The organism is Hyphomicrobium sp., from assembly GCF_019744875.1.
Lineage (GTDB): Bacteria > Pseudomonadota > Alphaproteobacteria > Rhizobiales > Hyphomicrobiaceae > Hyphomicrobium_C.
The window spans coordinates 436,743-456,577 of record NZ_JAIETU010000003.1 but is presented as its reverse complement, the minus strand read 5'-3'; the positions used below and the strand labels follow the sequence as shown (position 1 = coordinate 456,577).

Here is a 19,835-nt window from a genome sequence, read left to right as displayed (position 1 = left end):
GCAGACCGCCGCGACTGCCCCTCTGCGTTGGGGCACCCGGTGGATCGCCACTCACACCAAGGGGCACGATGCGCGCCGCATTTACAGTCATTCATCGATGGGCAGGGTTGTTCATCGCCGTGTTCCTCTTCATTGCGGGACTGACTGGCGCGGTGATCTCATGGGATCATGAGCTCGACGAGTGGCTCAATCCGCATCTCTTCGATGCGAAGACGACGGGCCCCACGCTGCCGCCCATGGAGCTGAAGCGCCGCGTCGAGGAAGCCGATCCCAAGATCCGCGTGTCGTTCTTCCCGCTGTCATTCGAGGAGGGGCACAACGCGGATCTGTTTGTCGAGCCGCGCGTGGATCCGAAGACGGGTGAGCTTTACTCCGTTCCCTACAACCAAGTGTTCATCGATCCCGTCAGCGGCGAGGTGGCGGGCCGGCGTTTCTGGGGGGCAATCTCGCTCAACAGCGAAGACATTCTGCCGTTCCTCTACAAACTCCACTACTCGATGCACATCCCGGACTTCTGGGGCATCGACCGGTGGGGCATGTGGTTCATGGGGCTCGTCGGCATCGTCTGGATGTTCGATTGTTTCGTCGGCTTCTATCTGACGCTTCCAAGGCGGACGAAGCGAGCCGCGGATGAGCCGGACGACGGCATGGGCGCGGCCAGCGCTGCATCGGTCGCGTCATCCGCGATCGCGCGCCGGACGTGGTGGCAGCGGTGGAAGCCCGCCTGGACAATCAAGCGCGGCGCGAGCGCCTATCGCCTCAACCTCGATCTGCATCGCGCGTTCGGGCTCTGGCTGTGGGTCATGCTGTTCATTCTCGCCTTCACGTCCATCTCGATGAACCTCAACAACGAGGTGGTGCGGCCGATCCTGAGCCGTCTCTCGACGTTGACGCCCGATGCGTTCGACGACCGCACGCCGGCGGCGCTGAACAAGCCGATCGAGCCGAAACTCACCTTTCCGCAGGCGATCGACATCGCGAGCGCCGAAGCCCGCAAGCGCGGATGGGAAGAGCCCGCGGGGACTGCGTTCTACGGCTCGTTGCACGGGCTTTACTCGATCAGCTTCTTTCATCCGGGCGACGATCATGGATCGGGCGGCATGGGCGTGAAGATGCTGTTCCTCGACGGAAATAGCGGTGCGCTGCAAGGCGGCCGCGTGCCGTGGGAAGGCACGGCGGCCGACATTTTCATGCAGCTTCAGTTCCCGCTGCATTCGGGCCGTATTGCGGGGCTACCCGGGCGGGTGTTCCTGTCCTTCATGGGGCTGGTCGTTGCGCTGCTGTCGGCGACGGGCATCGTCATCTGGTTCAAGAAGCGGGCCGGACGCATGGGGAGGAAGGCTGCTGAGGCGGGCCTCGGCGGTGCGCCTGTCCGAGGCTCAATGCGCTAGCGCGGCACGGAAAATTCCGTTTCGGGTGCGGATCAATTGTTGCCGCGCGTCTGCCGCGCGGAGGCTAGCTGCCGCAATGTGCGCTGCGCGTGTAACACCTCGGCTATGAAAGTGATGAATGCCGACGATGTCCACACGGAGCGCGGCTCAATCGGCTTGCGCGCCATTGTTGGTGTGCGGAGGGGCTGGTACCACTCCTTCCATCGACTGCGCTGAGGCGCGGCCACTGGGACGGAGAGCTGCAACATGCGGACGGTCTTACGCGGAGCGCGTTTGCGGGCCTTGCACGGTGTGCTGGTATTTGGCTTGCGCGGCGCGCGTGTGCTGGGGCTTTGCGGCGTGGCCGCGCTTGCCTCCGGTTGCGGCGAGACGATCTCGGGCATGGACACGGCCTCGATCAAGCCCTCAGCCGACAGCGTGACGAGCCAATTCGTGCCCGGCGTGCCGAAGGGCTATCAGTGTCCGCTGGTTCCGAACGGGTTCGATCCCGCAGGCTCGATCTACCGCCTCGAAAAAGACGGCACCTACTATCGCGTCAAGGATTTCACGACCGATCCCGCCATCCAGGCGCTGGGCGCTTTCAAGCGCGAGGTCGCGATCTCGAACTACGCGCTTTCCGATACGCAGAACGCGAGCGCGGGGCTGTCGTTCGATTTGCTCAAGAAGGTCATGCCCGGTCTCACGGCGTCGGGCTCGGCCGACTACAAGAAGGCCATGACGGTCGACATCACGGTCGAGGACATGGTGGGGGAGGTGATCGACGACAGCGTCGCCGACAAGATCGTCGATCTGTTCCAGGCGAACATGAAGCCGAAGCCCGGCAGCAAATACTTCCTCGTGCGTGAGACCGTGCGGGCGGGAGCGGTCAGATACAGGCTCAAGCAAGCGGATCTGGCGCGGCTCGGCGGCAAGGCCGAAGTGGAGAAGCTGGCTCAAGGGCAGGCCAACGTGACCGTGAAGGACGACGCGGGTCAGTTCGAAATCAAGCAGACGTTCAAGCCCGAGCGGATGGCGATCTGCATCAAGTCTGCGGAAATCCAGGTCGAAGCCGGGCGCGGGGCCGCCGCCGCAACGGTTGCGCTCAAAAGCGCGGACGAAACGCCGGTGCCGCAGATCAGGCGCGTGGGCGGCAACTGATCGTCGCCGCTTAGGAGCCGCCGGCGCCGCGCTCACGGCAATCGCATGCGGAAACCCATGATGTTGCAGCGCGAAATTGGCCTTGCCAATCTTGCCCGCCTTTCGATGCGGGTCTATCGTCATTGCACCTTCTCATTGAGGAAACGCAAAAAAACACGAGAGTGGCTATGGAAGATACGCTGACCCGCGATATCACTAAAGCCGACGTCGACCGGTTTCTCTTCGGCAAGCACCTGACGAGTTGTGCGGTGTGTGGGCGCTTCCGGTCGCAATGCGATCTCGACGTTCATACGTTGAGCTGTCAGCGCGGCGCGACGCAGGACTGCTCGTCAAGCTCGACGCTCAACGTGCTGATGATTGTGTGCCAAAACTGCGGAGCAATCGAATTCCACGACCGGACCATCATCGCCAAATGGCTCGACGGGCAGCGCGCTGTGCCGCTGAGGTGAGACGGTTGCCGCTTCGCATTTTCGCGTCGCGCCGTGCTTCGAGCATCGAGGGACGATGAGCGATCCGACTTCGCGCGACGCGTCGCCAGCCCATACGGCTGTGGCCAATGCGGCGCCCTATGCTTCTTATCTTACGCGCTGGAACCTCGAAGCGGACGGCGAGGAGATCGTCACGCGTGCCGCGCGGCTGCTGCCGGTGCGGCAGGCTGACGAACCGGCCATGCTGCGCATCGCGACCCACGCCGAGGCCAAAGACGGTGGCGTGCTGCTCGCGTGGTGGGACGGCGAGGGGGCAGCGCGCGTGCACGAAGCGGAGGGCGATGCGCTGCTGATCGAGCGCGCGGAGGGCGGCAGGTCGCTTGCGGCCATGGCGCGCTCGGGCCAGGACGACGAGGCGACACAGATCATCTGCGATGTCATTGCCGAGCTACATGCCCCGCGCAGGACGCCGCTGCCCGACCTCATTTCCCTGAACGATTGGTTCGCCGCGCTCTGGCCGGCGGCGGCGAAACACGGCGGCTTGCTCGCGCAGTCGGCTGATGCTGCGCAGAGGCTGCTCAGTGCGCAGTGTGAGATCGGCGCCCTGCACGGGGACATCCATCACGACAACATTCTCGATTTCGGCCCCGAACGCGGGTGGCTGGCGATCGATCCCAACCGGCTCTGCGGCGACCGGGCGTTCGACTACGCCAACCTGTTCTGCAATCCGGATATGGACGATCCCTCCCAGCCGGTAGCCGTCAACCCGGAGCGCTTCAGGCAGCGCCTCGACATTGTGGTCGCCAAAGCCGGGCTCGAGCGTCAGCGGCTGCTGAGCTGGATCCTGGCGTACAGCGGTCTTTCGGCGGCCTGGCTGATCGGCGACGGGGATGAAGCGAGCGTCGATTTCCAAATCGCCGCATTGGCTGCAGCCGAACTCGCGCGCTAGGACGATTCCCGGCACCCACGCGGCCCCGACACGGCGTTCAGGTTCAGTTCATCGACAATCGCCGATGGTGGCCTGATCGGGGACTCGTAGCCTCCGACGGCATTAACCTCACGAACCCCGGCGGCGCCCTTTTTCATTCCGAATCAAATGAAACAAGCGCTGTCCAGGTCACTTAGCCCTTCTGGGGTCCGCGTATCGACCCGGCACTTATGTCCTTTTGAAACCAATGGGCTTCAATCGGGTTTAGATGGCGGACCGCGGAAACCAGCGATCCTTTCAGCAGCTCCAGCAACCGGACCATTGCGCTGCCATGCGTGAGATCGTCAAAAAAGATCGTGATCTGCGGATCGATTTTTTCCGCGGGTTGGCGCTCATCTTCATTTTTGTCGATCATATCCCCGACAACAGCTGGGCCATGGTGACGCTCAAGAATTTCGGCTTCGCCGACGCGAGCGAGGTGTTCGTTCTGCTGGCCGGCTATTCAGCCGGTCTTGCCTACTGGTCGACCGCCGATAAGGGCGGGTTCGCCGCTACGTTCCAGCGCGCCAGCAAGCGGGCCGGTGAGATCTACGTCTGGCATCTCGGCGTGCTCGTGGTCTCGGCGCTGATGCTCTATTCGGCGGCGCGCCTGTTCAACAACGCGTCCTACATCAACAACATCGCCATTGCCGAGCTTGCGCTCGACCCGGTCCGCACGCTCGCGTCCTCGCTCGCGCTCTTCTACCAGCCCAACATGATGAACATCCTGCCGATGTACGTCGTGTTGATGCTCTGGCTGCCCGTCATCATCATGCTGCTTCGCCGCAGCGTGGCGCTCGCGCTCGGCATCTCGGTCGCGATCTGGTTCCTGTCGACGTCCACGGGGCTGAACTTCCCGACCCATCATCGCACCACGGGCTGGTTCTTCAATCCGTTCGCCTGGCAGCTTCTGTTCACGACCGGCGCGGCCGTCTCGGTGCTCGTGCGCCGCATGGAGGCACGCCCCCGCGCCGAGTTCCTGATCCCGGCCAGCGCCTATCTCGTGTTCGCCTTCATCGTCGCAGCGCCGTGGGTCATGGTGTCCTGGCTGCCGAACGACCGGATCATTCCGCGCGAGCTGCTGGGCTCCATCAGCAAGCACGACCTCTCTGCGTGGCGCTTCGTCCATGTTCTTGCCCTGGCCTACGTCGTTGCGGCCGTCGTGCCCAAGAATGCGGCGTGGCTCAAACACCAGTGGGCCGAGGTGATTCAGCTCTGCGGCCGTAAGTCCCTCGAAATCTTTGCATTAGGCACACTTCTGTCATTTTTTGGTTGGATATGCCTCACAGAATTGGGCTCCAATCAAATGACGATGTGGGCGGTGAATATCGCTGGCATCGCGATCATGGGTTTGACCGCATGGCAGATGGCACGACGCACGTCCTCTCGCGGGGCACATTGGCTGCGCCCGCAGAGCTCCGCTCTCGCAACTTCGTAGGGCTGCTGCTCTCGCTTTTCGCTGTCTGTGTTCTTGGTGCTCCGCCGGTCTCCGCCGGCGGTTGCACTGCGCCTGTGGAGCTCATCAAGCTTCAAGCGCCGCTTCCGAAGCTGCTCGCGGCCGTCCGCACCGATGCTCCGCTCACCATCGTCGCGCTCGGATCCTCAAGCACGTCGGGGGCGGGCGCATCCAGCTCCGCGCACAGCTATCCCGCCCGGCTCGAGAAGGAGCTGCGGACAGTCTGGCCGAAGAACTCGGTGCGCGTGATCAACGCCGGTGTCGGCGGCCAGCTTGCGCGCCATATGATCGTGCGGATCGACCGGGACGTGCTGTCGCGCAATCCGCAGCTCGTGATCTGGCAGACCGGCGTCAACGACGCCATCAAGGGCGTGCCGCTCGACAAGTTCAAGGAGCAGCTGCGCAACGGCATGGACCAGTTCCGCAAGGCGGGTGTGGATGTGGTGCTGATCGACCAGCAGTACTATCCGAGGTTCAAGAAGCTCAAGGACGGCCCGCTCTATATGGCCGCCATTCGCGATGTCGCCGCCCAGTATGGCGCGCCGGTCGTGCAGCGGTTCCGCATCATGCAGCACCTGATTGACAGCGCGCAGTTCACGACGGCGACGCTGCTATCGTCCGATCAGTTCCATCTCAACGACCGCTCCTACGATTGCCTCGGCCACCTGCTGGCCCAGTCGTTGCGCTCGGCTGAGACGTTTGTTGCGACGCCGGTTCCGGCACCTCCGGGTGCCGCCAACAAGCCCCAACCGGTGGTCGCGACGCCTCCGAAGGCGCTGCCGTCGGCCGAGATAGCAATCACCAAATCGCAGGCGAACATGTGAGAGACGCGGGGGCGCCGTCGGTCGACGCACCGCCGTCTACAGGTGTGTGTTAAGCTGACGCGGCCACTTTGCGCGTGCGTTCGGCTACTGGAACACTCCGCTCAGAACCCCGCCGATGACGTTGGGTACCATATTGCCCACTCCGCCGGTCGAGGCTTTCGCAGCATCTTGCGGGGTACATTTCGCCTGTCCGGCGAGCCCGGCGAGTGCGTCGATGACACCGCCGCACACCTTGTATTGCTCATCGACGTTCTGGCCAGACCAAGCCCCGCTGCAGCTCTTCACGAGTTCATCGTCGCCCGATGCCCTGCACCTTTGCATCAACAGATCGATCTCCTGGACGATTTGTGGATGTGCGGGGTGTTGGCCTGATCCCTTCATGCGCAGCAACGCGATCCTGTCTGGGAGCATTTTGTCGCCGTAGAATTTCTCGCCGACGGCGGCAGCCTCTTCAGCTTTGGCCCAGTTGCCTCGTATCCCGTGGGCGTCGATCAGGTTCTGGTAAAAGGTCAATGTGCCCGGCTGGCGCAGATCAGCCGATGCCAGAACGCGATATGAAATTTCTGCTGCATCGGGTGTGTTGAGCGTCCTGTACGCGAGCGCCATGACCATTCGCGTTTCGGGGTGGTTCGAGTCCGCCTGCTTCTCGATTTTGCGCATGATCGCGACCGCCTCCGGCGCTCGTCCCTTCTTGATCAAATCGTGGGCGGTGTTGACGTCGCGCCAAAGCTGCCGTTTGCGTTCGAAGGCTTTACTGCCGACGGCTTTTTTGTAGGGCTCTGTCGAAGGTGGGATCGGCGGTGCGTTGGCGAACGTCGTTTGCAGTGATGTTGCGACGTATTCGCTGCGATCCGCGGCACTCGGGTGTGTGCCGGTGATGCTGGCAGCCATTTCTCCGATGCCCTGCATGATCCCGGGCACGAGACCAGCATTTTGCATCAGTTCCTTTTTCTCGAGCCGCTTTGCCTCCTCGGCATCGTGCCACTTTTGGGTCAGGTTCAACATCGCGCGTGGTTCCCAACCGGCGCGTCCCGCCAGCGTCGAGCCGAAGACGTCGGCGGCGTATTCCTGCTCGCGGGAGTAAGCGGTCAGAATTATATCCTGGGTGAGCGTGACCATTGCCGTTTGGACGGCGAAAGCGCGAAGAGTGTCGTCTTGCACGGCGCCCGGCCTCGTCACGCGAAACTCGCGCGTGTTGCCGTACTTGGTCACCTCTCCGTTGTTTATGGCGCTTACCGCGAATGCGGCCATTACCGCGAATTCTCCGAGCTTCGCGAGTTCACGTGCCTGCTTCTCGTCCTCGTGATGTTTGAGCACGATGTGGCCAAGCTCGTGTCCGATGAGGGCGGCGAGCTGATCCTCGTTTTCGATGCCATCGAAAGCGCCGATCGGGATCAGGATGTCGCCGGACGGCGTGGCGAGGCCCCCGATGGTGGCGCCGGAGTCGAGGAATACGCCGACGCGTGTGGGCTTTTCGCCATGCCAGTGATCGAGAAGCCGCCCCACAATGCCCTGCATGTAGGCTTCCACCTTCGGATCGCGAACGATTGCGAACCCGTTGGCGGACTTCATGGTCGTGCCGTTGGCCGGATCGGGAGCCGCTGCGAAGACGCGGCCGCTTTTCTGGGGTTTGATGTGGTCGAGGTGGGGAACGATTGACCCGGTCGAGAAGCCCCCGCCGGAATTGAGGCCGCATGCACTGAGCACCAAGCTCAGCGTCACGACCGCCAGCACGCCTGACCCGCTACGAACTCCCCGCACCTTTGCCCCCTTACGCCCCCCGCTGAGGCGCGCTTTAGCCGTTCTTTTTCTTCTCCACGCAGCTCACGTCAGTAGCGCCCGCGCCGATCGGGCCCTGAGATGCCCGAACGTTGTGATCGGACAGCTCGCACGGCCTGGCCGATATGCGGCCAGAGTCGATGGTGATCCACCCCGCGCTTCCGTCGGCCAAGCGGATCTTCGCGTATGCGTCTTTGCTGTCGTAGATCGGCACGCCTTGTCTGCCATCGTCTGTGCGCATCGCCTCCCGCGGCAGCGACTTCTCGGGGATGCGTTTCTGGATGTGGCCGTAGGGCCGGTCGTACACGGCGACCTCGGGCGTGAAGAACGAAGTGAAATGCTGGATTGCTGGCGCCGGTGGGCTCATGGCGACCGGAGCCGCGCGCGCGGCAACCCTTTCTGGAGTAGGAGCGTCTGCGCCCTGCGATTTCGTAACGACGGGGGAAGCTGCCGCGGCTGGTCCATTTTCAGGAACAAAGGCGGTGTTTGAGGTGGGCTGTGCGGTGGCCGGCGCCGGAACGGAGCCGACGGTCTCGGGCATTGCGCCGTCGTTGCCGGCGCAGCCTCCCAGCATCGCCGCGACGGCAAGCGTGGACAAAGGCGAAAAGCGCCTACTGCATCTCTGGTTCCGAAACCCGGAAAATGGGCGATGGAAAACGCTCATAAAAAATGCACCCGCACATCAGCACACGTCAGATCATCATGCGGATTGTGAATTGTAAAGCGGGCAGCCTTCCAAACTTGTGAGAATGGTAGAGGTGGTGATTTAGAGGATCACGGCTCTGCCGGTAGCTGAGCCAGCAAAACGATGCTCGCTATGACGTTAGCGGGCGGGAAGTTCAGGAGCATCGTCATGACGATCGCCATCGGCACGACGATGACGGCGCCAACAGCCATGGCGGCGATGCGCCGGCCGGCGCGAAATCCGAACGCGCGCTTTTGATCGAGCCGGAACACGAAAGTGGTGGTCATCAGGTAGCAGTACGCAGCGATGCCGATGAGTGCGGCGACGGCTGTCAGGGTTGGTAGCCCGGCACTGTAAGCAAGTGCCAGGCTGACAGCCGCGGCGACACCGATGAGCGTCAGCATTCCGCAGATGATGCAGTTTGCGACGTAGCGACCCTTGCTGCCTCCTCCTCTCAGCCTGAAGATGAGAGTCACGAAGCCAGCGGCAGCGGCGAAGATCACGATCTCGAAAATCTTATCGTAGGCGATGACGCCACCCAGAGCGTCCGGCTGGCGATGGTAGCTCTTGCCGTAGTTCAAAAGCGTCTCTGCCGCCGCTGCATGGTATGCGGCACCAGGTATCAAACCGACGACAGGTGTCCGAACGAGGTCGTTGATGCCGGTTACGTCGATGCCGTAGAAAACCATCCGCCCTGAAAAGAACTTGGCAACGCGTTCGCGGCACGCGCTTTCGGAACCGCCGCAGTAGCCGGCCATCTCGTGTAGATCATTCAATGATATCGTATCGGCTGGAAGGCAGGGCTTTTGTTCGAATGCGCTGGTCTTGTCGAATATAAAAATGCTTTGCCAGAATTCGCGGGAGATCAGCTCGATTTTCTCCATCAGCCCGACGTCGCGGCGCATTTGCAGTTTGCATGTCGAGAACACCGAGCGGTCTGCGGTTTCGGTATCACCTGAAGCGTTTTCGCGGCGGTCATTCATGTACGTCGGCGTCTTGAAGAAAGACCAGACGGGGTAGAGCGTGTGACGTGGCTCGACCGTCTTGCTGACGAGGAGATCGCGCAAAGCTTCTTTATCGCGGCAGCCCGGCAGATCGGCGCGCGGCGTTCCCTTTGCTGCCTCACAGAATGCGAAGACCATTGCAAGAGCAGGGCTCGGTTCGAGTCCTGCAGATGCACTTGCGTCGTCTCTGTCTCGTACATTCACCAACTGGTAAGCGCCGTTTTCGAGGACACTGCCGACCGATATCGGGGTGCTGACGGTCGCCAACTGGTCTATGACGCGACCGATCCTGCATTCGTCTGCGAGCGTTTTGCCGTAAAGGGGATCGCAGTCGTCGGGTGGGTGCGATCGCGTGCGCGCCATGAAGACCTGAGGGGCGGTCGACGGGTGGAAGCGGCCGACGTCGGGCAGGCGGCAATATTCATCGTCGGCTGACGGGCGGATAGCGAGCGCCTTCAGCAACGGATCGATGGGTGTCTCTTGCTGACCTTCGGCGGGGTCGACTGATGCAGCCGACGGCTCTCCCCTCAATCCGCGGAACGTGATGTCGATGAAGAGGGCCGCAGGCCCGGTGCAAAGCGTGTGCTTGAGCGCCGTGGCATGCTGCGAGAACGTGATCGGATAGCCGTTTTCGCCGTTGATCTTGCGCGCCGAGGCGTCGTTGACCAGCAGGACAGAGATGTGCTCAGCAGCGTCGCGCTGCCAAAGCGACATTAGCCGGTAGACGAATTGTTCGGAGAGGTGGTTGGTCGAGGACTGGAGGCCGAATGGGTTGATGAATGTGAAGGCCGCATAGGTCGCCACGATGAGGCCGAGCTTCACCGGCCGGCTTTTTTGAGCGCGCGCGCACAGGTCCCGGAGCCTCGTGCGGAACTCGGATACCATGCAGTGCCCCCGTCATCCCCGAGCAATTCGGGCATGACACGACGGGGGCTGTCAATTGGTCTGATGAGCGACGCGGTTCATGTCCGGATCAGGACAGATGCGCCGGGTAGCTCAGGGCGGCTTCGGCGTAGCGGGCTTCGTGGCCGTCGGGGTGGTGCACGACAAGCGCCACCTTGTTGCGATGAGCCAGCGCCCGGCCAAAGGCTTCCGCGTGCTCGCGGATCCGGAAGCCGTAGGATTTCAACTCGCCAGAGCGCTGCTTCACGGTCCAGCCGGCGCCGTTCTGATGGATGACGTGTACGTCGTACAGGGCCATAGCGACCTCCAAACTGGGTTGGCGGAAGCGGCAGGGATACCGCTTCGCTCCGCGGTTCGTGGGAGCAATCGTATTCAGATGGCTTGCTTTTGGTGTTCGAAGACGTCGACGGAAGACGTTGGCATTCAATGGTGCGTGACGGCGTTCGCTTCGAAGTGGCCATGATAGCCAAGCGGCCGCACACATCAAGCATTCATCGCGTATTTGCTTATCAACCCTTTGATTGATGTGCCGAACGATGTTTTTTCTTGTGCGAGTATTTCGATTGCGGCTTGCCGCCGGGAGCGGACGCGGGACGCGGTTTGTGGCCGTTCTCCCGCGGGCTATGCGGCTTTGCTGAGTCCGCTTTGCGGAAGCCTTGGTTCGGCTTGTCGGCGCGATCGCGCCAGCGGGACTTGTCGCGCTCGCGCGGCGCGGCGTCTGGTGCGCGGTCGGAGTGGGTCCGATCTGAGTGGGTGCGGTCCGAGTGAGTGCGCTCGGACTTTGGGCGGTCCGAGTGAGAGCGCTCTGACTTTGCGCGATCCGAGGGGCCGCGATCAGAGTGAGCGCGTTCGGTGAACTTTGCGCGCGGCGGTGTCGCGCGCGGGGCGCGTGCAGGCGCGTCGGCCGGCGGTGCTTCGTCGCCTGCGCCCTGAGGAGCGCCAACGCGTGCGATGCGGCCTTCCTTCGGCCGATTGGCGCGCACCGTCTCGGCGTAGGTGTCGGCGATCTCGGCCACGACCTGGAAGCGCGTCTCATTGTCCTGGATGCGGATGGCGCCGATCTCGGACTTCGTCACGTTGCCTGCGCGGCAGATGATCGGCAACAGCCAGCGCGGATCCGCATTGCGTTCGCGGCCGATGCTGAGCGTGAACCAGACCATCTCGCGGCCATCATCGCGCAGGGGGCGGGGGCTGCGCGGCTCACGCGGGGCGGCGCTGTCGAAACCTTCGGCGGAGCGCGGGCGTGCGCGCCGGTCGTCGCGCTCGTGGCTCGGGCGGTCGTAGCTCGGGCGCTCGCGGCTTGCTGAGCGGTCGCGATCGGGGCGCTCGCCGGGACGAGAAAAGCGGTCGCGGCCAGACGGGGCGCGGTCGTCGCGACGCGGCGGTCCGCGATCTTCCGCGAGGTCTTCCGGTGCGGGCAGGCGCGAGCGGTGGATGCGCACGAGAGCCAATGCAATTTCGTCCGTGCTCCGTGCCGCCTTCAGGGCCTCGACGAGCGGTGTCTCGTCGGGCGTTACGGCATCGGTGAAGATGCTTTCGAGGAGAAAGCGCTCCTGGTCGCGTGCGCGGATTTCCTCGGCGGTGGGGGCGGCGCCCCAACTGACCTTAAGCTTTGCGCCCGCAAGCAGCGTGTCCGCCTTGCGGCGGCGGTTGAAGGGCACGATCAGCACGCACTGGCCCTTCTTGCCGGCGCGGCCAGTGCGGCCGGAGCGATGCAGCAGGGTTTCGGCGTCGTTCGGCAGGTCGGCATGGATCACCAGCGCGAGGGCCGGCAGATCGAGCCCGCGGGCGGCGACGTCGGTTGCGACGAGGACGCGGGCGCGGCCGTCGCGCACGGCCTGGAGCGCGTGGGTGCGTTCGTTCTGGGTCAGCTCGCCCGACAGCGCCACGGCGGCAAAGCCGCGCTCGACGAGGCGGGCGTGCATGCGCTTGACGGATTCACGGGTGGCGCAGAACACGATCGCGGCGGGGGCTTCATTGAAACGCAGCACGTTGACGACAGCGTTCTCGATGTCGAACGGCGCAACGCGGATGGCGCGATACTCGATGTCGACGTGCTGCTCGTGGCCACGCGTGGTGGCGATGCGGATGGCGTCGCGCTGGTAGCGGCGGGCGAGGTTTTCGATCTCGTGCGGCATGGTCGCGGAGAACAGCAGCGTCTGGCGCGTCGGCGGAGTCGCCTCGAGGATGAACTCCAGGTCCTCGCGGAAGCCGAGGTCGAGCATCTCGTCGGCTTCGTCGAGAACGATCGTCTTCAACGTCGCGAGGTCGAGGCGCTGGCGCTCGAGGTGGTCGCGCAGGCGGCCGGGCGTGCCGACGACGATGTGCGCGCCGGACGCGAGGTTGCGGGCCTCGGCGCGGGCATCCATGCCGCCGACGCACGTGACGACGCGGGCGCCCGTTTCACGGTAGAGCCAGATCAGCTCGCGCTGGACCTGCATGGCCAACTCGCGCGTCGGGGCGATGATCAGCGCCATGGGTGCGCCCGCCTGCGGAAGCCGCTCCTCCGACCCCAGCAGCGTGGGCGCGATCGCGAGCCCGAAGGCCACGGTCTTGCCGGAGCCGGTCTGAGCCGAAACGACCATGTCGCGGCCGGCCGCGTCCGCTTCCAGCACGGCCGTCTGCACCGCCGTTGCGGAGGTGTAGCCGCGCGCGGCGATGGCGCGTGCAAGCGCGGGGTGAGTGGGCGGGAATGTCATGGAGCAGGTTGCTTTTCAAATGGAACAGCGCGCCCCGCTCCCAGTATGGGGCGCGGGTGGAGAACGGCTGCAGGCGCTTGATGGGGCGTGCATATATGGTTTTGCGTGGCGCCGCCAGCGGGCAGCACCGCGCAGTCTTGCTTGTCGGTTAAGGCCGCGGGGCGCGCCCTTGCCTCAGACCAGACCTCAGGCGAGGCGCTGGAATCCGATGGCGCCGGCCATCGGCCGGTCCGTTCTCGGGCGCGCGGACTGGAAGGCGCGGCGGGCGTGGAACTCGCAGTAGGGACTGCCATCGCGCTGGCGCTTTCCGCAGAAATGGAAGTCGTGCTGCGTGGGATCGCCAAACGGCCAGCGGCAGTCGGTGGACAAGAGCGTAGCAACCGTCTTGCGCTCGTTCAGCGGAATGTGGAGATCGTCTTCTGGCCGAAGGGGCGTCGGCGCGCTTCTGATTTCGCTCATCTTCGCAACGTAGCACGAAACCGCTGCTGTTTACGTGCGGCTCTTAATCGCGCGATCGCAAAAGGATTTCGTCGGCATTTTTTGGGGTGCCGGCGCACGTCTGAGTGTGTGCAGATCAATTTATCTTAAGGCACTGCAATTCATAAGGGTTTGCTTCGTGCAAAGGTGCTGCGCTGTTAACTGAGGAAAGTGCTTCGGCTATACTTGGTGTCGAAGTTATTTCATAGAATTCGTACTTACGGCTTGGGTAACGCATTGAGAATCTGTAGAACTATCAGGGCATCAAGGAGGACAGACATGCGAGCGACAATATTTGCTGTCTTTGTGATCGCGTTCTCAGCCAACCATGCGTATGCCGTCAGTCACGCCGTGAAAATGGCGTGCCGCGACGACTATTTTGCTCACTGCAGCATGCACTCACCGGGTAGCCAAGAGGTGAGGCAATGCATGCGGGCGGTGGGACCCAGGCTCTCACAACGCTGCCTCGGCGCTCTTGCCGATGCTGGTGAAATCAAGAAGTCCAAAGTTGCTTCCAAGACGACGTTGCACGCTCAAAAGCGGTACGCAGCCAAGAAGGCCGTCGCGAAGAAAACCTTCGCCAAGGCCAACAACGGCAAGAAGAAATTTGCCAAGATGCAAGGCGGCAAGAAAAAGCTCGCAAAAGCTGTTTCTCCTAACGAGATCAAGGCCTCGCCCAGCAAGGGCATGGCCAAGAACCGTTACGCGAAGCAGAAGTTTGCGAAGAAGTATGTCGTCGCGCGGAGCTAAGGTTTCTCGTGCACCTGCGTGGGATCCTTACGCAGGTGCTCTTCTTGTTCAACTTGATGTTTTTCGATATTCTCGCAGTCTTCATTTTGCGAAGACTTTGACCGCTCGGGCCCGTATTTTGGGCTGATCTTCCCGGTGGTGGCGGCCGGTTCACGACATATCTCGGACTTTTTCGACTGCTCTAAGGGTTCCTTAGACGCCTTACCGTATCATGATCCGGTGGGCGCCTTGGCGCGGTGGCGCCCTTTTCGAGATGGCGACGGATCGGTCGTGATACGAAGAGAAGAACCCATTCCGGCCCTTTCGGCGGGCATGTCGTACGTGGTGATGACAGGTCTCCTGTTGTCGTTCGCGTTGCCGCCGCTTGCGCAGATGCCATCCCCCGGTGGATCGCCGGGCGCTCCGGCTCCTGGCCGCGAGGCGCTTGCGCGTCCTTCTCCGTCTGTTTCTCCTGCACCCGCGGCCCAGTCGCCCGCGGCCGCGTCGCCGTCGGCCGTGCCGGCGTCGGGCGGGGCGGGCGCCGTTGCGCCGTCGTCGCCGAGCGAGCCGTCCACGCCGGCTGAGGTCACGCCGATCAAGGAGGAGTGGCCCGCCGAGGATGTCGCGCGGGCGCGCGAGCAGTGCATGCACCTGCTGTCGAGCACGCCTGCGGACGTCGAATGGATGGAGCCGGTGAAGAAGGGCTCTTGCGGGCTGCCTGCGCCGATCCGGCTCAAGAGCGTTGGCTCGGATCCGAAGATCGTGTTCGATCCTCCCGTTCAGGTGAACTGCCGCATGGCCGCCGCGCTCGGCACGTGGGCGAAGTCCTCGCTTCAGCCCGAGGCCAAGCAGCGCTTCAGCAGCCAGGTGGTGCGCATCGTCGGCGCATCCGGCTACTCGTGCCGCAACATCTACAATCTCCCGAATGCGCGTCTCAGCCAGCATGCGCTCGCCAACGCGATCGATATCGGCGGTTTCGGCCTCGCGAATGGGCGCGTCGTCGGCGTGCTCAAGGGCTGGGGGCTGACGGAGCGCGACATCAAGGCGCAAGCCAAGGCGAAGGCGGTCGCGGCGGCGAAATCCAAGGCGGAGCGAGCCAAAGCCGGAGGCAAGGACGTGCAGACTGCCGTGCCGGAAGCAGCCGCGTCAAAGGAGGCTCGCGCGGCGAAGACGACCGTCGCTGCAAAAGCGGATCTGGCCGAAAAGGCTGGGAAAAACGTGACGCGCGCGTCGCTTTCGCCGCCGGCTGCGGGCACGTCGAAAGCGACCGCCTCGCCAGTCGCGGAGACCGCAAAAGAGGCTGCGCCGGCAAAGCCGACCAAGGAGGCGCTGTTCCTGCGCGCCATTCACAGCGGGGCGTGCGGTCCGTTCGGCACTGTGCTAGGTCCCGAGGCGAACGATCCCCATCGCAACCATTTTCATCTCGATCTGATCCCGCGTCGCAATCGCGGGTATTGCGAGTAGCCAGTCGCTCTTAAGCGGCACGGAACGGACACCGCCTTTCGCGCGTTCCTGATCCTGGCAAGGAGCCCGCTTGTGCACGTGCGTTTTACAAAGTTCGATCGCTGTATCGCGTATGTTGCGTTCGTCGCTGGGTTGGGCGGCGTTCTCGTGCAGCTTGCGGGGCTGATCGTGGCTCAGGCGGTCGCGGCGGCGTCGCCGCATCTGGTGCAGCTCGCCAGCTCGCCGCCATCGCGGGCCGAGCAACGGCAGGCCGAGATCGCAGCCATCGTCGAGCGCGAGCCCAAGGCGGAACGCGCGGCGACTTTCGTCCCCGACGCACCGCTTCTCCCGCTGCATGTGCTGGCGGCGCAGATGGATCTGGCTGAGGTGGCAGACCGGGGCGTGAAGCGTGGCCGCCGCGCGCGCCTGGCATCGGCGGCTTCGACGCGGGCGCAGGGCCGGTCGGCGGCCGATGTGTTCGGCCGCAACTTCGGCGTGCTGCTGGTGGCATCCCGCTAGGGCGCTAATTTCCCCGCTGGGCGCTATGACCCGCCGGGGCGCTTCAGACTTCCAACAGACGTGGATGGTGGCGCGAGCCCTGTCGTCCGCATGCCGGACGATCAGGGTCAGAACGGTCCGTGCGAGGCGAGCCGCGTGCGGCTCAGTTCGCGGCCTTCTTGTTGCGGTCGCGCTTGGCGATCTTGGCGACGCGCTTTTCGGCGTTGGCTGACTTGCGCTGCTTGGCCTGGATGCGCTTACGGCGCTGATCGGACATGGTCGGCATGGGTTTTCTCCTTGTTGAGGGGGCCTTGTAGACCGACTTGCGCAGAAATTCAAAGCGCTGCTGCCGGGACCTGCCGGGTGGCCGAAATCGCGTGCGCTCAGATCACTTAAACAGGGACGTCAGGGAGAACGAGGAGGCAACGATCACCGGGGGGGCTTCGGCGATCTGCGGGTGGGGCTCGTCGATGTAGACGGTCAGGCCGGTGGCCCGGCCGTCCTTGATCAGCGAGGCGACATAGGCCCAGCCCTTCGGCTCGAGCCCGATGCAGGCCTCCGACATCTCGCCCTTGAGGCGGACGTGGATCGCGATATTGCCGCGCTTCTTGATGGCGGCGATGTGCGCCGGGCTGAAGCGCTCCTTGTTCGAGAGCGTCTTGAGGTAGATCGCGGCCACTTGGCGCTTGGTCTTCGGCCCCCAGCTCACGCGGTGCTTCTTCTCGGCGGCGAAGGCGTACTCGCCCGGCGGGAGCGGGCCCACGGCGCGCGCGGCGAAGCAATCGGGATCCGGATTGTTGCGGCAGACGTCGCGCCCTGACAGACCCCAGGAGATGGTCTGCCCGTTGATGGCGGGATTGTCCGAGATGACGAACAGACGTCCGTTGGTGATGGAATAGCCGAGACGGAAGTTTCCGGCCGAGGCGGGGACTTCGCGCGCGACATCCTCGAAGGGATTGCAGATTTCTCCGCCCGTCAGCTTGCGCCGATAGCCGTTGAGCGTGATGGTGACGTAGTCGACGCCGTCGGCGCAGTCCCACTGCGCGGGGACCTGTTTGCCTGTCAGAGCAATGACGGGCGGGGGAAGCTCCGGCACGGGCACTTTCGGTGCGGCGGCGACGACTGGCTTCGGAGGCTTGGCGGCCGTGGGCGCCGGGGCTTCCGGCGGCCGTTCCTGCGCTTCGGTGGTGGTGGTCCAGTCGGCCGGCGGCGGGGGCGCACGGCGCATCTGCTCGCACTTTGCCGAGAGCTTCGGCGCCTGGATCTGGATGGCGGCGAGCCTGCGGGCGACGGCGCTCTCGGCGCCCTGGTCCATGTAGGCCAGAATGAGCGCGGCCTGGACGTTGATCTGCTCTTCGGAGAGATCGAAGATGCAATCCTCGTAGATCTGGTCGCCGAGCTTGGAGAAAATATCGGCGATGTCGTCGGCGGACGCAGGCGTGTCCGCGGCGCCGCTGCCTTCGGCGGGCGCATCTCCGGCATGCGGTTCGCTGGCGGGCGCGAGCGCTTCGACGGCGGGTGACTTCGGCGCTGCGTCGGCGGGTGCTGACGGCGCAGGCTCCTCTTCGGCGGGACGCGCGCGCGCGGTTTCAGCGCTGATGGCGGGATGAGAGAGCGCTGGGCGCGTCGCATCGAGCGCAGAGGGATCGGGTATGGCCGTGTCCTGCGCCGCTCCGACGTGCGCAAGCGCCAACGCCGCGGCCGCAAAAGCGGCCATCGCGGTCGCGCCTGTTCTCGTCAGGAGCGTCAGTTGGAGCACGCGTTGCCCTCGCCAGTTCCCTCGCCAGTTTCCAGGCCGGGTTGCGGCCAAGCTCGGGCCGAACCGGAATCAGGCCCAGCCACCGGCCACTGTTCCGTGGCCATGTGCCCATTCTATGACCCGACTCGGGGTGAGAGTGTGGCTTCGTTTGTGCGCTTAACCCGATTTGTGGGCGAGCACTTTGGCGCGGGGCCGGCCGAGGTAGTCGGAAAACGGGATGACACGGCCTTCGGTCGAACCGCTCTCGTCGCGCAACAGCGGGCGCACCGCGAACACCTTCTCGCCGGGCTCGGCATCCTCGCGGCTGCGCACTGCAGCGAGCGCCTGCTCGCGATCGGCGATGCGCACGTTGATGAAGACCGACGTGGTGAGGTCGGAATCGCAGAACTGGGGACGCACTTGAATGCGCCATCCGGTGATAGCACTCATGATCGATCTCGCGTCTGAGGGGTGGCTTTGACCTAACCCTCCCAGGTTCTGGACCGCCGCGCCAGCCCATCCGCTGCTAACCGTGAACGTGAGCGGGCGGCTGCAACCTTTTGGTTGGGTTGATCCTCGAAAAGCCGGGCCGTGGAGGTCCGAATGACGGGACTTTCCGGCGTTAAGGATGTTTGGTCCGCCCAAAAACCGTTCGTGCGGTGGGTCGTTTGGTCGCCGCAGGGTTAACCAAGGTGGGGCAGTCGTCCGACGGCTGATTGTGTGAATTTGCGTGGAACGCGCGGATGGGTGAAGCGTTCCCTCCAGCGACGGAACGCGTCGCTGGAGCCAATCAGGGAGATCGAACGATGACACTGAGATCCGCATTCGCGCCAATCATTGGAAGCCTCGCCATCGTGCTGGGAAGCGGCGCGGCACTCGCGGATGCCGACTGCCCGGCGGCACCGAAGGACACGTGGATGGCGGAAGCGCAGATGAAACAGAAGATTGCCGACATGGGCTACACGCACGACGTCTTCAAAGTTTCCGGCAACTGCTACGAGATCTACGGCAAGAACAAAGACGGCAAGGAGGTCGAGGTCTACTTCAATCCGGTGGACGGCTCGATCGTGAAGGAAGAGGTCGAAGACAAGCACTGACGCGGTCTCTCGACGACGTGGCGTATCTGAGTGGTGAATCGGACCCCCGGCTGCAGAGCCGGGGGTCTTTCGTTGGTGTTGGGCAAAGGTGTCACGCGAAGAACTGCGGAGCCGTGCGAGCGCCCCTAGAGTCCCGTGCGGTCCGCGGTCACGGTGACTGCCGGCGCTCAAGAGGACGACTGCGATGGGGTTTCAATTTGCAAGGCTGCTGGCCGGGCTCGCGGTGGGCCTGCTCACCGTGTTTCTGGTCGATCGCTTCCTGTTGCCCGGCACGCTGATGCACGGGATCGTCGGTGTCGTCGTGGCGATCGCCGTTCTTGCGGTCACGACACGCAGGACTTGACCGGAGAGACATGCGTTTCCGCGACGGTGAAACGCGCTCCGCGGCGGTGTGTGGCCGGTGTTTCCGTTCGGCGCGCGGCATTTGTTGGGCCAGAAGATCTGCAATTCGAAAGTTTCGCCAATCCCGGTTTGCTTAAAAAACTATAATGCGCCGTTTCAAAATCTGACTTCTACAATTTGATTGAAATGCCACCCGTTTTTTTAAGTCGTCGCGCGTATCTTTGGCAGCGTGCGGCGT

At 63.7% G+C, this 19,835-nt stretch carries 20 protein-coding genes; 11 read left to right on the top strand and 9 right to left on the bottom strand.

Annotation, left to right across the window (positions count from 1 at the left end; genetic code table 11):
• Positions 1-68: 68 nt before the first annotated feature.
• The 6 genes from K2Y42_RS09045 (at position 69) to K2Y42_RS09020 (ending at position 6,203) form a co-directional block, all read left to right on the top strand.
• Positions 69-1,391: a PepSY-associated TM helix domain-containing protein gene (locus K2Y42_RS09045; protein ID WP_291151298.1), complete on the top strand. Its 1,323-nt coding sequence runs from the start codon at positions 69-71 to the stop codon at positions 1,389-1,391.
• Between the two features lie 246 nt (positions 1,392-1,637).
• Positions 1,638-2,528 carry a hypothetical protein gene (locus K2Y42_RS09040; RefSeq protein ID WP_291151295.1) on the top strand — a complete coding sequence of 297 codons (891 nt, stop codon included), beginning with the start codon at positions 1,638-1,640 and terminating at the stop codon, positions 2,526-2,528.
• A 167-nt stretch (positions 2,529-2,695) separates the two neighbouring features.
• Entirely contained in the window at positions 2,696-2,977 is a 282-nt protein-coding gene (locus K2Y42_RS09035) for a hypothetical protein (RefSeq protein ID WP_291151292.1), read from the top strand.
• A gap of 100 nt (positions 2,978-3,077) precedes the next feature.
• Positions 3,078-3,905 carry an aminoglycoside phosphotransferase family protein gene (locus K2Y42_RS09030; protein WP_291151289.1) on the top strand — a complete coding sequence of 276 codons (828 nt, stop codon included), beginning with the start codon at positions 3,078-3,080 and terminating at the stop codon, positions 3,903-3,905.
• Between the two features lie 310 nt (positions 3,906-4,215).
• Positions 4,216-5,361 carry an OpgC domain-containing protein gene (locus tag K2Y42_RS09025; protein ID WP_291151287.1) on the top strand — a complete coding sequence of 382 codons (1,146 nt, stop codon included), beginning with the start codon at positions 4,216-4,218 and terminating at the stop codon, positions 5,359-5,361.
• Between the two features lie 74 nt (positions 5,362-5,435).
• The gene (locus K2Y42_RS09020; protein ID WP_291151284.1) at positions 5,436-6,203 is read left to right on the top strand and encodes a GDSL-type esterase/lipase family protein; all 768 of its coding nucleotides are present in this window, start codon (positions 5,436-5,438) and stop codon (positions 6,201-6,203) included.
• A gap of 84 nt (positions 6,204-6,287) precedes the next feature.
• On the opposite strand, the gene K2Y42_RS09015 is transcribed toward K2Y42_RS09020, so the two are convergent.
• From K2Y42_RS09015 to K2Y42_RS08990, 6 genes are all read right to left on the bottom strand, one after another.
• Entirely contained in the window at positions 6,288-7,721 is a 1,434-nt protein-coding gene (locus tag K2Y42_RS09015) for a M48 family metalloprotease (protein WP_291151281.1), read from the bottom strand.
• A 277-nt stretch (positions 7,722-7,998) separates the two neighbouring features.
• Entirely contained in the window at positions 7,999-8,349 is a 351-nt protein-coding gene (locus tag K2Y42_RS09010) for a hypothetical protein (protein ID WP_291151279.1), read from the bottom strand.
• A 407-nt stretch (positions 8,350-8,756) separates the two neighbouring features.
• Positions 8,757-10,493: a CHASE2 domain-containing protein gene (locus K2Y42_RS09005; RefSeq protein ID WP_291151277.1), complete on the bottom strand. Its 1,737-nt coding sequence runs from the start codon at positions 10,491-10,493 to the stop codon at positions 8,757-8,759.
• Between the two features lie 151 nt (positions 10,494-10,644).
• Entirely contained in the window at positions 10,645-10,872 is a 228-nt protein-coding gene (locus K2Y42_RS09000; RefSeq protein WP_291151274.1) for a DUF2188 domain-containing protein, read from the bottom strand.
• A 211-nt stretch (positions 10,873-11,083) separates the two neighbouring features.
• Complete coding sequence (locus K2Y42_RS08995; protein WP_291151271.1) at positions 11,084-13,273, bottom strand: DEAD/DEAH box helicase; 2,190 nt, start codon at positions 13,271-13,273, stop codon at positions 11,084-11,086.
• A gap of 186 nt (positions 13,274-13,459) precedes the next feature.
• The gene (locus tag K2Y42_RS08990) at positions 13,460-13,732 is read right to left on the bottom strand and encodes a GcrA family cell cycle regulator (protein ID WP_291151268.1); all 273 of its coding nucleotides are present in this window, start codon (positions 13,730-13,732) and stop codon (positions 13,460-13,462) included.
• Between the two features lie 297 nt (positions 13,733-14,029).
• On the opposite strand from K2Y42_RS08990, the gene K2Y42_RS08985 reads away from it, so the two are divergent.
• From K2Y42_RS08985 to K2Y42_RS08975, 3 genes are all read left to right on the top strand, one after another.
• The gene (locus K2Y42_RS08985) at positions 14,030-14,500 is read left to right on the top strand and encodes a hypothetical protein (RefSeq protein ID WP_291151265.1); all 471 of its coding nucleotides are present in this window, start codon (positions 14,030-14,032) and stop codon (positions 14,498-14,500) included.
• Positions 14,501-14,770: 270 nt separating this feature from the next.
• A complete protein-coding gene (locus K2Y42_RS08980; RefSeq protein WP_291151263.1) occupies positions 14,771-15,943 on the top strand; it encodes an extensin family protein in 1,173 nt (390 codons plus the stop codon).
• 78 nt (positions 15,944-16,021) lie between these two features.
• Positions 16,022-16,441: a hypothetical protein gene (locus K2Y42_RS08975; protein ID WP_291151261.1), complete on the top strand. Its 420-nt coding sequence runs from the start codon at positions 16,022-16,024 to the stop codon at positions 16,439-16,441.
• Between the two features lie 142 nt (positions 16,442-16,583).
• Here the strand turns inward: K2Y42_RS08975 and K2Y42_RS08970 are convergent, their stop codons facing one another.
• The 3 genes from K2Y42_RS08970 to K2Y42_RS08960 all read right to left on the bottom strand — a co-directional run bounded on the left by K2Y42_RS08970 (position 16,584) and on the right by K2Y42_RS08960 (position 18,608).
• The gene (locus K2Y42_RS08970) at positions 16,584-16,706 is read right to left on the bottom strand and encodes a hypothetical protein (RefSeq protein ID WP_291151258.1); all 123 of its coding nucleotides are present in this window, start codon (positions 16,704-16,706) and stop codon (positions 16,584-16,586) included.
• 102 nt (positions 16,707-16,808) lie between these two features.
• Positions 16,809-18,179, bottom strand: coding sequence for a DUF2778 domain-containing protein (locus K2Y42_RS08965; RefSeq protein WP_291151255.1), 1,371 nt, complete (start codon positions 18,177-18,179; stop codon positions 16,809-16,811).
• Between the two features lie 156 nt (positions 18,180-18,335).
• Complete coding sequence (locus tag K2Y42_RS08960) at positions 18,336-18,608, bottom strand: hypothetical protein (RefSeq protein ID WP_291151253.1); 273 nt, start codon at positions 18,606-18,608, stop codon at positions 18,336-18,338.
• A gap of 356 nt (positions 18,609-18,964) precedes the next feature.
• Between K2Y42_RS08960 and K2Y42_RS08955 the strand changes: the two genes are divergently transcribed.
• Together K2Y42_RS08955 and K2Y42_RS08950 are read left to right on the top strand one after the other, a co-directional pair.
• A complete protein-coding gene (locus K2Y42_RS08955) occupies positions 18,965-19,255 on the top strand; it encodes a PepSY domain-containing protein (RefSeq protein ID WP_291151250.1) in 291 nt (96 codons plus the stop codon).
• Between the two features lie 184 nt (positions 19,256-19,439).
• Positions 19,440-19,598 (top strand): hypothetical protein, encoded by a 159-nt coding sequence (locus K2Y42_RS08950; protein WP_291151249.1) that lies wholly within the window; start codon positions 19,440-19,442, stop codon positions 19,596-19,598.
• Positions 19,599-19,835: the final 237 nt, after the last annotated feature.

What these genes read in the sequence shown, in the direction of transcription:
- K2Y42_RS09045 (WP_291151298.1), top strand. Translation starts at nt 69, where the DNA reads ATGCGCGCCGCATTTACAGTCATTCATCGATGGGCAGGGTTGTTCATC.
- K2Y42_RS09040 (WP_291151295.1), top strand. Translation starts at nt 1,638, where the DNA reads ATGCGGACGGTCTTACGCGGAGCGCGTTTGCGGGCCTTGCACGGTGTG.
- K2Y42_RS09035 (WP_291151292.1), top strand. Translation starts at nt 2,696, where the DNA reads ATGGAAGATACGCTGACCCGCGATATCACTAAAGCCGACGTCGACCGG.
- K2Y42_RS09025 (WP_291151287.1), top strand. Translation starts at nt 4,216, where the DNA reads ATGCGTGAGATCGTCAAAAAAGATCGTGATCTGCGGATCGATTTTTTC.
- K2Y42_RS09015 (WP_291151281.1), bottom strand. Translation starts at nt 7,721, where the DNA reads ATGCAGGGCATTGTGGGGCGGCTTCTCGATCACTGGCATGGCGAAAAG.
- K2Y42_RS09010 (WP_291151279.1), bottom strand. Translation starts at nt 8,349, where the DNA reads ATGAGCCCACCGGCGCCAGCAATCCAGCATTTCACTTCGTTCTTCACG.
- K2Y42_RS09000 (WP_291151274.1), bottom strand. Translation starts at nt 10,872, where the DNA reads ATGGCCCTGTACGACGTACACGTCATCCATCAGAACGGCGCCGGCTGG.
- K2Y42_RS08995 (WP_291151271.1), bottom strand. Translation starts at nt 13,273, where the DNA reads ATGACATTCCCGCCCACTCACCCCGCGCTTGCACGCGCCATCGCCGCG.
- K2Y42_RS08990 (WP_291151268.1), bottom strand. Translation starts at nt 13,732, where the DNA reads ATGAGCGAAATCAGAAGCGCGCCGACGCCCCTTCGGCCAGAAGACGAT.
- K2Y42_RS08985 (WP_291151265.1), top strand. Translation starts at nt 14,030, where the DNA reads ATGCGAGCGACAATATTTGCTGTCTTTGTGATCGCGTTCTCAGCCAAC.
- K2Y42_RS08970 (WP_291151258.1), bottom strand. Translation starts at nt 16,706, where the DNA reads ATGCCGACCATGTCCGATCAGCGCCGTAAGCGCATCCAGGCCAAGCAG.
- K2Y42_RS08960 (WP_291151253.1), bottom strand. Translation starts at nt 18,608, where the DNA reads ATGAGTGCTATCACCGGATGGCGCATTCAAGTGCGTCCCCAGTTCTGC.
- K2Y42_RS08955 (WP_291151250.1), top strand. Translation starts at nt 18,965, where the DNA reads ATGACACTGAGATCCGCATTCGCGCCAATCATTGGAAGCCTCGCCATC.
- K2Y42_RS08950 (WP_291151249.1), top strand. Translation starts at nt 19,440, where the DNA reads ATGGGGTTTCAATTTGCAAGGCTGCTGGCCGGGCTCGCGGTGGGCCTG.